13 protein-coding genes are annotated in these 12,097 nt (G+C 48.4%); 11 read left to right on the top strand and 2 right to left on the bottom strand.

The window, feature by feature from the left end:
• Nucleotides 1-163 precede the first annotated feature (163 nt).
• On the bottom strand, nt 164-484 hold the full coding sequence (locus tag ACXAGR_RS03450) for a hypothetical protein (RefSeq protein ID WP_474841401.1): 321 nt from the start codon (nt 482-484) through the stop codon (nt 164-166).
• A gap of 54 nt (nt 485-538) precedes the next feature.
• Between ACXAGR_RS03450 and ACXAGR_RS03445 the strand changes: the two genes are divergently transcribed.
• From ACXAGR_RS03445 to ilvN, 6 genes are all read left to right on the top strand, one after another.
• Nucleotides 539-3,010 carry a TonB-dependent receptor gene (locus ACXAGR_RS03445; protein WP_474841399.1) on the top strand — a complete coding sequence of 824 codons (2,472 nt, stop codon included), beginning with the start codon at nt 539-541 and terminating at the stop codon, nt 3,008-3,010.
• A 50-nt stretch (nt 3,011-3,060) separates the two neighbouring features.
• Entirely contained in the window at nt 3,061-4,647 is a 1,587-nt protein-coding gene (locus ACXAGR_RS03440) for a tetratricopeptide repeat-containing sulfotransferase family protein (RefSeq protein WP_474848165.1), read from the top strand.
• Nucleotides 4,648-4,750: 103 nt separating this feature from the next.
• Complete coding sequence (locus tag ACXAGR_RS03435; RefSeq protein WP_474848164.1) at nt 4,751-5,242, top strand: DUF4442 domain-containing protein; 492 nt, start codon at nt 4,751-4,753, stop codon at nt 5,240-5,242.
• 176 nt (nt 5,243-5,418) lie between these two features.
• Nucleotides 5,419-5,793 (top strand): MaoP family protein, encoded by a 375-nt coding sequence (locus ACXAGR_RS03430; protein ID WP_303575660.1) that lies wholly within the window; start codon nt 5,419-5,421, stop codon nt 5,791-5,793.
• A 222-nt stretch (nt 5,794-6,015) separates the two neighbouring features.
• Nucleotides 6,016-7,734 (top strand): acetolactate synthase 3 large subunit, encoded by a 1,719-nt coding sequence (locus tag ACXAGR_RS03425; RefSeq protein ID WP_119502703.1) that lies wholly within the window; start codon nt 6,016-6,018, stop codon nt 7,732-7,734.
• Entirely contained in the window at nt 7,734-8,231 is a 498-nt protein-coding gene (gene ilvN, locus ACXAGR_RS03420) for an acetolactate synthase small subunit (RefSeq protein WP_119502702.1), read from the top strand. Before ACXAGR_RS03425 ends, ilvN begins: the two co-directional genes overlap by 1 nt.
• A gap of 56 nt (nt 8,232-8,287) precedes the next feature.
• Here ilvN and ACXAGR_RS03415 read toward each other — a convergent pair whose 3' ends face one another.
• Nucleotides 8,288-9,244 carry a hypothetical protein gene (locus ACXAGR_RS03415; protein ID WP_474848163.1) on the bottom strand — a complete coding sequence of 319 codons (957 nt, stop codon included), beginning with the start codon at nt 9,242-9,244 and terminating at the stop codon, nt 8,288-8,290.
• A gap of 195 nt (nt 9,245-9,439) precedes the next feature.
• Between ACXAGR_RS03415 and tatA the strand changes: the two genes are divergently transcribed.
• Genes tatA through ACXAGR_RS03390 form a run of 5 tightly spaced genes read left to right on the top strand, consistent with a single transcriptional unit; the run spans nt 9,440 to nt 12,090 of the window.
• Entirely contained in the window at nt 9,440-9,679 is a 240-nt protein-coding gene (gene tatA, locus ACXAGR_RS03410; RefSeq protein WP_119502700.1) for a Sec-independent protein translocase subunit TatA, read from the top strand.
• Complete coding sequence (gene tatB, locus ACXAGR_RS03405; RefSeq protein WP_119502699.1) at nt 9,679-9,978, top strand: Sec-independent protein translocase protein TatB; 300 nt, start codon at nt 9,679-9,681, stop codon at nt 9,976-9,978. Before tatA ends, tatB begins: the two co-directional genes overlap by 1 nt.
• Nucleotides 9,979-10,737 (top strand): twin-arginine translocase subunit TatC, encoded by a 759-nt coding sequence (tatC, locus tag ACXAGR_RS03400; RefSeq protein ID WP_474841388.1) that lies wholly within the window; start codon nt 9,979-9,981, stop codon nt 10,735-10,737. It abuts the gene before it with no gap.
• 50 nt (nt 10,738-10,787) lie between these two features.
• The gene (locus ACXAGR_RS03395) at nt 10,788-11,309 is read left to right on the top strand and encodes a hypothetical protein (protein ID WP_474848161.1); all 522 of its coding nucleotides are present in this window, start codon (nt 10,788-10,790) and stop codon (nt 11,307-11,309) included.
• Nucleotide 11,310: 1 nt separating this feature from the next.
• Nucleotides 11,311-12,090 (top strand): TatD family hydrolase, encoded by a 780-nt coding sequence (locus ACXAGR_RS03390; RefSeq protein ID WP_474848159.1) that lies wholly within the window; start codon nt 11,311-11,313, stop codon nt 12,088-12,090.
• Nucleotides 12,091-12,097: the final 7 nt, after the last annotated feature.

The raw sequence follows: 12,097 nt of genomic DNA, 5'->3' as shown, positions 1-12,097 counted from the left end.
AAGTCATGATTTAAATAAGTCCGGGATTTCGGGGACTACCGTGAAAGCAGTAAACACGCTGCCGGACTCAGCTTGCCGCTGCCACTCAACGTAAAAAAGGCAGGTAAACAAATTAAACATTCAGGGATTTATTCACGTTAACATTTTATTAATGAATTTTTATTCAATTTTTGACGCGCGATGCTGGTGCAATAACCACTGAAGTTGCACGAAAGTCTTGCTTGCTATGTCTTGTACGGCGTGCCAGTGTGGTGCGGTCAGCCGGAACAGATAGTGTTGGAAGATTATCTTTCCATTTATATGCATTTTTATTCATTTTTAAGTGTTTGTGGCGTAGCTTTTCCAGTAAAATTAAACAACCAGACGGCACAAAACGTGCACTTCGGGTGATATGCAACGGTATGCCAATACGGTTGCCACGCCCGGCGACACTTTTTGATGTTTCACTCCGCACTGTACGGGTTGAACAAAGTGAAGTCTGCAAGCGCAAGATTCATCAGACCGGACGACGTATCCGGTTTCAGGAGAACACACAAACATGAAATCATTTCCCCGTAGCGGATTTGTATATTCCGCTATAGCCGTTGCTATTGCCGGCGCACTGGCATCGCCGCAGGTTCTGGCCCAGGAAGCTCAGGCCACAGAAAAACAAATCGAAAAGATTGAAGTTACTGCAACCCGCCGCAGCGGTTCATTGCAGGAGGTGCCGATTAATATCTCTGCGCTGACTTCAGACGTTATGGCTCAGCAGGATATTGAAGATCTCGATGACGTTGCCCGCTGGGTGCCCGGCCTGACGGTAACTGACCAGGGCGGTCGCTCTGACTCTCCTGTTATTGTGCGTGGTCTGAACACCAATTCTTCAGGCCCAGGTTCTGATGGTGGCACGGTCGCCACTTACTTCGGTGAAATTCCTTTATTTCTGAACATGCGTCTTATTGACGTTGACCGTGTTGAAGTACTGATTGGTCCGCAGGGAACCTTATACGGGGCCGGTACACTGGGCGGGGCTATCCGTTACATTCCTAAAGCGGTGGATCTGGATTTCACTTCAGGAGAAGTATTCGGTGATGCATACAGCGTCAGCGAAAGCGATTCTTTAGGCGGTGAAGGCGGCTTTATTTTCAACGCGCCGCTGATCGACGGTGAAATGGGTGTGCGCATGTCGCTTAACTATTTCAATAATCCGGGCTTTCTTGATTACAACTACGTAGTGCGGGAAGGCGGTGTATCTCTGCCTGATCCGGATTGGAACGACGATGCGGCAGTATCAGAAAATCTACGCCGTGTTGAAGATGCCAATGGTGAAGACACGTTAACTGCCCGCATAGCGCTGCGTTGGGTACCGAACGACTGGCTTGACGGTACTTTAAGCTACTTCTATCAGAAGCAGGAAGTTGAAGGACGTTCAATCACACAATTTGATGCGCTGGCCGCAGATAATCCGCTGAGCGATGTGATTGGTCCCTATGAATCGGCTTACCGCTACGAAGAGCCCCGTGAGAAAGAAGATGAATTACTCAGCCTTGAGTTGAAAGCGGATCTGGGGTTTGCTGAACTGGTATCTGCTACCGGCTATTCTCAATTCGATGCAATTGGTCAGCGGGATCAAACCGATCTGCTCATCCGTCTGGACTACAGTTATGAAGAGTTTCCTGCGTTTTCTGCCTACACCGAAGAAGTGGACGAGCGTAAAATTCTGACTCAGGAATTGCGTCTGGTCTCACAGGCGGAAGGTCCGTTAAGCTGGATTGCAGGCTTCTACTACAATAAAACGGAATACGACGGCTACAGTAAAGAATTTACCCCGGGCTTTGATGAATATGCCATTGATGTCTGGGAAGTCGGCGGAAACTACCGTCCTGATTCACTGGAATACTACTCAGTCAGCAACACAGAAACTACCGAGTCAGCGTTTTACGGTGAAGTCAGCTACGAAGTGAATGAAAAGCTCAATGTGACACTGGGTATGCGTGCATATCAGTACGACATCGAGTCAGCCTCTGCTATAGACTTACCGTTGTACTACTCAGTGTTTGAAGGTCGCGGTGAAGATTCCATTGAACTGGATTACAGTTCTGCACCGGCGGATGATTCAGGCACATTGTTTAAATTCAATGCCAGCTATCAGTTCGATGACAACACAATGGGTTATGTGACCATAAGTGAAGGTTTCCGTATTGGTGGTGCTAACGGTGTTGGTGCCTGCCCGTCTGATATTGATGATATCGCCACGCAGATTGTTTGCGCTTTGCCTGATGAGCAAAATTTCGAGCCGGATACCACTACCAACTACGAACTCGGCCTGAAGAGCAGCTACTTTAAGAACCGTTTGCAGTTGAATCTGGCCTTGTTTAACGTGGACTGGGATGATGCACAGGTAGGCGGTGCGACCATTAACGGTCAGCAACCTATCACCACTAATGCCGAAGGGGCTAACTCCAGAGGTGCTGAAATCTCTGTGCGTGCACTGGCAACCGATAACATCACCCTTTATGCCACCTATTCAAAAACCATTGCTAAGCTGACTGCTGATGCGCCATTCCTGTTCGGTGTGTTCGGAGAGCAGGGCAGTGCATTGCAGGATTACTACGACGGTAAAGATGGCGATCGCCTGCCGGGTTCTCCTGAACAACAGTTCTCATTCGGTGTGAACTACGCCACTGAAGTTCTGGATGGCAAGATGCTGGATCTTAACTACGGCTTAACCGCTCAGGATGAGGTGTTCTCGACGGTTGGCCTGCGCCAGAATGGTGAGGCACTGCCGGGTTATGCAGTCAGTAACTTTAACGCGAAGTTGTCTGACGATGTATGGAGTGTCACTTTCTACATTGATAACCTGTTCGACAAGTACGCTTATACTTCGGTACGTCGTGACCGCGGTGATATGGGACTGGCGACGTTTGCATCCATGACACCTAACGGTACTGAATTATTGCGTAACTACGGCCACTACGTGTTAACACCACGCACTGTCGGCTTGAAATTCAACTATCAGTTCGAACTGTAACGGATGGTTTATGTTAGGCTAAAGGCACCGCTAAGGTGCCTTTATTTTTTATGATGGAAATAAGAGAACACTGTTTACTGACTGCGAAGCAGGCAATTAACAACAAACAATACCCGCAGGCACACCAGGCGCTTGTGCAGGCCATCAGGCAAACCGGTGACTTTGAAGAAGCCTATTTCCTGCTGGGTATTATTCACATTGAACTGATGCAAATCAGCAAGGCAGCAGCATTGCTGGAAAAAGCCGTAAGCCTTGGCGGAACGGCAAAAACTTATGTTTATCTGGCGAAGTGTTTTGCCCTTCAGGGCAATATGACAGAGGCGAAAGCCGCTGCGGCAAACGCGCCGGTTTCTGCACTTGATGATGCTCTGTCTCTGGACACTGCCGGTGTGGCATTAAGCCGTGCGGGCGATCACCATACTGCGCTTAACTATTTTGAAAAAGCGCTTCAGCTGGCACCGGATAATCCTGCTTTTTATTACAATACCGGGGTTTCTGCCAAGTTCGCCGGTGATTTTGGCCGGGCTAAGGAAGCATTTGAAACGGCAATCCGCCTTGCGCCCGCATACAGTCAGGCACATTTCGCCTTATCAGACTTAGAAACCAGGCCGGATAATCCGGACAGGATAGCCGCACTGCAAGCGCTGGATGCCAGCCTGGCTGAGCGTCAACCCCCTGATATTGACGGCAGATTGCATGTGGCCCACGCACTGGCGAAAGAATGGGAAGCGAAAAAAGAATACGGCGAGGCGTTTACGCTTCTTAAACTGGCGAAATCAGAAAAACTGGCAACTTTGCCGCGTCATGACAGCGACTTTTCAGCGGTATTCGATATGCTGGAGCTAATTGACCTTGAGCCGCCGGTAAACACACAACCGGTAACAGGCCGGCACACCCCGTTATTCGTCACCGGCATGCCCCGTTCGGGCACTACGCTGGCTGAGCGTATTTTGTCGAACCATACCCGTGTGGCTTCAGGCGGTGAGTTACAGGATTTCGGTGTCAGCGTGAAAGAAATTGTACGCACGCCCTCACAAGTGGTGCTTGATGCTGAAACGCTGACAAAAGGGATGCAGGCAGACAGCGCGGCCATGGGCAATCGCTACCTTGAACGTACCGCTCATCTTACCGGCGGCATGCCATATCTGGTTGATAAACTGCCATTCAATTTCTTTTATGTACCGCTTATCCGCAAAGCACTGCCGCAGGCACGCATTGTGTGCATGCTTCGTCATCCCATGGATACCTGTACCGGCAATTTTCGTCAGTTGTTTTCAATAAACAGCCCTTACTACAGCTATGCCTATGACATGGATACGATTGGGCGGGTGTATACCCGGTTTTACCATCTTATGCAGCGGTGGGCAAAACAGGCACCTGACCAGATATATCTGCAATCCTATGAAGCGCTGGTTACAGACCCCGCGGGAGAAATTAAAAAGCTGCTCGGGTTTTGCGGTTTGCCCTGGGAGGAAAAGTGTTTGCACGTGGAGCAAAACGACAATCCGGTATCTACGGCCAGTAAAGTACAGGTAAGAGAAGCCATCAATGCAAAGTCAGTAGGAAACTGGCGCAGATACGAAACGCATCTTACAGACCTCGCCGCTCAGTTTGAGAAAAACGGTGTACCTTACTGAAATCTGAGAGCGCTGGTACATGCTACATAAGCTGGTCGGATGACTTGATTTTCATCTGACCAGCGGCTACTCTCACTGGTCTAACCAGAATAAGAGAAGCAAGATGGCAAAACCGAATCCACTGAGACAGTTTGCTTTAAAAGCAAATAAATACCCTTCCTTTATCAGCCGCCGGTTGATGACTGCTATGTTCCGCCATACGGTCAAACTCGCGGGTACGGCCAAACTGGATATTCTTGCTTCAGATCTCACCTCAGTCACGTTTCAGATTAAAAACCGTAAACGGGTTCAGAATCACATTGGCAGTGTGCATGCTGCAGCAATGGGCTTGCTGGCTGAATCTGCAACCGGCTTTATCGTCGGAGTGAATCTGCCGGGAGACAAACTTCCGCTAATCAAATACATGAACCTGAAGTACGTAAAGCGGGCTGAAGGCGATATGAAAGCAGAAGCGATGCTCTCTCCGGAACAAATTGCTCTCATGCAGACGGAAGAAAAAGGTGAGGTGCTTGTTCAGGTTAAAGTGACTGATGCAAACCACATCGAACCGGTGATTTGTGAAATGTGCTGGGCCTGGGTGCCAAAGAAAAAATGACAGTAATATTAAGATCTGTGTAAAAAGCGGCTGGTGCCGCTTTTTTGTTTGACATCCAACGTCATAAAAACTATTTGTTGTGTTGCGAAAAGCACAAGTTTTGTTAGTGGCTTTGTTGCCAGAGTGGCATGGCCTGAAACCGTTCTCAAATAGCATTGCAGCAAACAGGTTTTAGTATGACGAATAGTACTCGTGATAGTCTGATAAAGCGCCCGTTTATGGATAAAAAGCATTATCCCTACGGATTTGCACGTTCCGGCGATTTTTCGATAAAAGAAGCGAAAATTCTCGCAGAAAATGGTAGTGTGATTGCAGCACTGGTAGATGGAAAGCTGACACCTGAAACGGATCAGGATATGCGCTTCATTGCTGTTGCTCATGGTGAGACCGAACCGGCTTCACCAGAAGAAAAAGTGTGGCTAAAGTACCAGAAACGTATTAACCGACCTAAAGCCGCCTCAATCTATGGCTCCAAAAAAGTTGCACTGACAGAATCTGACGACGACGGTGGCACTGCGGACGACACCGATATCGTGTTAGATGACGATTAACTTGTAAATCAGTTGTAACCGCCATCCTATATTTGGCTGTAAAATGAGCTAAATGGGGATATTCATCCTATTTATTCTATATATTGGGATACATGTCTCACTTTTAGCCATTTTTTTGTTTTATCTTTCTAATGCCTTCGTTATAGTCCGCGCTACGGTATATTCCGCATATATTTTTAATAAGGTTACGAGACACAAATCCATAATACAGGAGATTTGACTGTGAAAATGATGTCAGGCGCTGCCATGGTGGTTGAAGCGCTAAAAGATGTGGGAGTCACACATGTGTTCGGTTACCCCGGTGGTGCCGTTTTAGACATTTACGATGCGCTGTTTGCGCAGGATGATGTCAAACATGTCCTCGTACGTCACGAACAGGCGGCCGCCCATATGGCGGATGGTTATGCACGTTCAACTGGCAAAACCGGCACAGTCCTCGTCACCTCAGGTCCGGGCGCAACCAATACCATTACCGGTATTGCTACTGCGTACATGGACTCTATTCCTATGGTGGTATTGTCCGGTCAGGTAATGTCATCACTCATTGGTGAGGATGCATTCCAGGAAACGGATATGGTGGGTTGTTCCCGCCCCATCGTTAAGCACAGCTTTCTGGTAAAACGGGCTGTTGATATTCCTGAAGCCATTGCTAAAGCCTTTTATATTGCCAACTCCGGCCGTCCGGGCCCGGTGGTGGTTGATTTGCCAAAAGATATTGTAAACGTTCAGGATTCCCATCCGTACGTATTCCCTGAGTCAGTGGCTATGCGCTCGTATAACCCCACTGAAAAGGGTCATATGAAGCAAATCAAAAAAGCCGTTGCTTCTATGCTTAAAGCAGAACGTCCGGTGATGTACGTGGGCGGTGGTGCCGTTGCCTGTGAGGCATCCGGTAAAGTTATTGAGCTGGCTGAGAAGCTGAATGCGCCGGTAACCTGTACGCTGATGGGGCTGGGCGCTATGCCGGGTACCCATGAACAGTTCGTCGGTATGCTGGGTATGCACGGTACACTGGAAGCCAACAAAACCATGCACAATTCAGACTGCATTATTGCACTAGGTGCCCGTTTTGATGACCGTGTTACCAACAACGTTTCAAAGTTCTGTCCTCATGCTGAAATCATTCATGTGGATATTGACCCTGCATCGATTTCAAAAACCATTAATGCGCACATTCCGGTTGTTGGCAGTGTGGATAAAGTACTTGATCAGATCCTTGAGCAACTGGCTGATGTGGATTTCTCCGGCCAGAAAGAAAAGCTCAGCGACTGGTGGCAACAAATCACCCAGTGGCGCGGCCGTGAGTGTCTTAAGTACGAACAGGGCGATACGGTAATTAAGCCACAGCGTGTTATCGAAGCTTTGTACAAGCACACCAACGGTGATGCGTACGTCAGTTCTGACGTGGGTCAGCACCAGATGTTTGCTGCTTTATATTATCCTTATAAAAAGCCCCGTCAGTGGATCAATTCCGGTGGTCTGGGCACCATGGGCTTTGGTTTACCGGCAGCCATGGGCGTACAGTTCGCACACCCTGAAGCGACCTCTGTGGTTGTAACCGGTGACGGCAGTATTCAGATGAATATTCAGGAACTGTCTACCTGTTTGCAGTACAACTTACCGGTGAAGATTATCTCTCTGAACAACCGTGCGCTGGGCATGGTACGTCAGTGGCAGGATATGATTTATAAAGGTCGTCACTCACATTCTTACATGGACTCAATGCCTGACTTTGTGAAGCTGGCAGAGGCCTATGGCCATGTAGGTATCAAAGTGGATCGTCTCGATGAGCTCGACGCCGCGATGGAAAAATGTTTCAGCTATACCGACAGACTGGTATTCATGGACATTGCTGTAGACCAGAACGAACACGTTTATCCAATGCAAGTGAAATTCGGTGCAATGGATGACATGCGCCTGAGCAAAACGGAGCGAACCTGATGAGAAGAATTATTTCAGTATTAATGGAAAACGCGCCGGGCGCACTGTCACGTATCGTGGGCGTTTTTTCACAACGTGGATATAACGTTGATTCACTGTGTGTTGCCGCAACAGACGATCCCAGTTTGTCTCGCCTGACCATTACCACTCACGGTGATGATAAAGTGATTGAGCAAATCACCAAACAGGTGAACAAACTCATCGACGTGCTTAAAGTGGTCGATTTAACCGACGGCACCCACGTAGAACGTGAACTGATGTTGATTAAAGTGGCTACACGGACTGAAGAGATCCGCGCTGAAGTGAAGCGCACCAGTGATATCTTCCGTGGCAGTATTGTTGATGTAAACGGCAGCAATTACACCATTGAAATCACAGGTACATCAGACAAGCTGGATGCTTTCGCGTCTGCAATGGGTGAATGTGCAGAAATTATCGAATCATCCCGCACCGGCGTATGCGGATTAGCCCGCGGTGAACGTGCGCTGAGACCATAAATCAGCGGTAGTAAAAAGAACGATAAAACCGGTATCGCCCTGTGATACCGGTTTTTTTATGCCCCTTTGCCGTAATACACTTCCACCCGTAAAGCCAGCCCGTACGAAGGTTTAAAATCTTCTTCCTTCAGCCATAAAACAAACGGTTCTATTTCGTAAAACAGCCAGTCACGTGTGGGATTCATGCGGTAGCGGAAGCTGGTGTACACCTCACTGAGCTCGTTTGACGGTTTTGTCAGTCCTTCTGTAAAAAGGGTATAAATAGCAGCGGAATGTGAAGTCAGCGGTTGCAGATATTGCAGTTCGTGCCGCCACAACCAGTCTTCGCGTTCATCGCGGTAGTAATAACGGTTGTTGAAGCGGAATACATGGTCGTCGTGGCTGAGATATTGAAATGTTGCTCCTATTTCAGCACCCAGTCCGTCGCGGTTGTAATAATAGGTTTCAGCGTCGTAAAACAGGGCGACTGTATCGGAGAGCGGCGCCATATCCTGAAAACGGGCTTTCGCATAAATTTGCCCCCGCCGTCCGGTACCAATCCGGTACGACATTCTGGCATTGTCACTGGCACGGTAACGCAGGGCGATGGTTGTGTTATCGCGGTTCCGGGCTACCGGGTCTCTTGCCGCTTTAATGGTATTTTGGTTATCGTTATCTTCGTTATCGCTGAGAACCAGGTCTACGCGGTCTTCCAGCGCCGGCAGTTTTACCCGAATCCGGAAACGTAAATCCATTTCACTGAGGTCCCGCGTTCTGGGTTCCCAGCCCAGGCTCACCCGGCCTTCGGCCCTGGCATCACGGTAAGCGTCACTGCCTTCCAGAGCAAAAAAGCTGTCGAGTTGCCGTGCGGTGTAGTCCATGGAGCGGGTAAGCTCCTGTTGCCAGTTATCGAACCAGAGTTTTTCATCTGTACCGGCTTCTGCCAGCTGGCTTTGTTCAACCGGAAGACGCTCAACGTCTCCGTCTGACAACCGGGGCAGTGCAACACACAGTAACAACACGATACATGACATAAATTAATTCAGGGTTTCAGACCCGGGCTTCCTATCCAGTTTTTAGCATGAAGTGAAATCAGGCATTCGTCAAAAGTTTAAATAAGTATAAAAACGTAAAGATGAAACGGTTCACCTCACAATTGTAAATTATGTCGTGAAAGGTTCTTATAGCGGTGGCATACTGTGGGTCTTGATGTAAAGGAGATTTTTTTGATGGGTGGAATTAGTATCTGGCAATTGCTGATTGTTTTAGTGATTGTTGTTCTTCTGTTTGGCACCAAGCGACTCAAGAGCATTGGCTCCGATCTGGGTGGTGCAGTAAAAGGTTTTAAGAAAGCAGTAACTGATGAAGAGTCAGATGCTGATTTCTCACAGGAAAAGCGCGTTGAAAACAAAAACGAGGCGCAATCTGTAGAAGCAGAGTCCAAGGCAGACGTTAAAGAAAAATCCTGATGTTTGACATTGGCTTCTGGGAATTATTGGTGATTGGAGTGCTGGCACTGCTTGTGCTGGGGCCGGAACGTTTACCCGGCGCAATGCGCTCCACCATCAAAACAGTGCGCAGCGTGCGTAATATGGCAACAGGCTTCAAGCAGGAAGTGGAACACCAGTTACGTGTGCATGAATTGCATGAAAATCTGAAAAAGGCTGAGCAACAGGGCCTCAAAGATATTGCGCCGGAACTTAAAGAAAGCGTCGATGAACTCAAAGATGCCGCGAAGTCCGTGCAGGAACCTTATAAAAAGAAGTAAATGTCTGACGCTAACTCTCTTATCTCGCACCTGATTGAGCTGCGAAACCGTGTCTTGCACGCACTGGCAAGTGTGCTGCTGGTGTTTTTGTGTCTGGCGTATTTCGCTCAGGATCTTTACCGTCTTCTGGCTGAGCCTTTGCTGAGCACGATGCCGGAAAACACATCCATGATTGCAACGGATGTTGCATCACCGTTTTTTGCACCGTTTAAACTTACGCTGGTGCTGTCATTTTTCATTGCTATTCCCTATGTGCTTTATCAGGTCTGGGCGTTTGTCGCGCCGGGCTTATACAAGAATGAGAAAAAGCTGGTCGCGCCGCTGTTATTCTCAAGCACACTGCTATTTTATGCGGGGATGGCTTTTGCCTATTTCGTGGTTTTCCCTATCGCCTTTGCGTTCTTTAACAGTGTGGCGCCTGAAGGGGTAACCGTCAGTACAGATATTTCCAGTTATCTGAACTTCGTACTTAAATTGTTTTTCGCATTCGGAGTGTCATTTGAGATCCCGATTGCCATCATATTGTTATGCTGGACAGGCGTGACCGATGCGGCAACGCTGCGGGCTAAACGTCCTTACGTAGTGGTCGGTGCCTTCATACTGGGCATGCTGCTGACACCTCCGGATGTTATTTCCCAGACATTACTGGCAATTCCAATGTGGTTCTTATTTGAAGTGGGCGTCATCGTCGGTGGATTTTACGCAGGTAAAAAAGAAGATGATGAGGACGAGCAATCGTCCGACTCTGAGTCAGTTTAGCTCAGACAGATCGGGACAGACGATCTGAAGATGACAAGTAAGGAATAATAATGAAATCAAAAATAAAACTGGCCGGTGTGGCCCTCTTTGGCGCTTTATCATTTACGGCGCAGGCTGAAACCGTTACTGAAGCCATGCAGGCTTGTAAGAACGAAAAAAACGACCTGAAACGTCTTATTTGTTATGACGCTGTTGCCGGTTCAATGAACATCTATGCCGGCGCAGGCAAGTCTGTTGATGACATTGCCAGCGAGCAACCCAAGCGTCAGCCGGTTGCCACTGCCAGCAAGCCACAAATTACGGAAGATGACTTTGGTCTGGAAGCACAGCGTCTTGCGGCAGAGAATCTGCCTGAAAATATGTCCGGTACCATTACGGATGTGTCGACCAGCCCGCGGGGTGACTACATAATCACGCTGGATAGCGGTATGGTCTGGCGTCAGACTTCCGATGATGTGAATTACAAATTCCGCAAAGGCGATACCGTACTGGTGGAGCGTGGTGCACTGGGTGCTTTTTATCTGAAGAAGTCCGGTGCCAGTGGCAGAATTGGTGTACGCCGGATCAAGTAAGTTGAAATGGTTCGATGCCGGCGTCAATCTCCTTGACCGCCGGTTTAATCCCGACGACATTATCGCCCGCGCTGTAGAAGCGGGGGTTGATAAACTTTGTATCATCACCACTGAGCCCGCTGAGTGGGATGATGCAAAAGCGCTTTATCAACGTTACCCTGAACACCTTTGTTATACCGTAGGTTGTCACCCGCATAACGCTAAGGTTATGACAGAGGATGACTTTACCGGTCTGGAGCAGCGCCTTGATTGTCCGGGGGTTGTTGCTGTAGGTGAGTGCGGGCTCGACTTTAACCGCGACTTTTCCCCCCGTGATGTTCAGGAATCCGTCTTTCGCCGGCAACTGGCGATTGCCGTCAAACATAATAAGCCTGTCTACCTTCACGAACGTGATGCTTTCGCACTGCAACTAGATTGTCTGGACAGTGTTGAAGGGCAACTGGCCGGTGGCATCGCCCATTGCTTTACCGGAAACCTTGACGCCATGCAGGCCTATCTCGACCGGGGTCTTTATATTGGTATCACCGGCTGGGTCTGTGATGAAAAACGTGGCGGAGATTTAAGACAAGCGGTGAAGCAGTTACCCCTTAGCCGGTTAATTCTCGAAACCGACGCGCCTTATTTATTTCCGAAAAATCATCGTCCGAAGTCAAAAAATAATGAACCTGCTTTTATCTCATCAATTGGTAGGTATTTGGCTGATTTGACAGAAATAAGTTATGAAGAGTTGGCACAAAACAGTTATGCTAATACTTGCAGGGTATTCAAAGTTGCAAGGTAGAATAATA

Source organism: Alteromonas sp. ABH4_457 (genome assembly GCF_056160625.1).
Note: the sequence above shows the minus strand (reverse complement) of the source record. Positions and strands in the feature narration are given on the sequence as shown.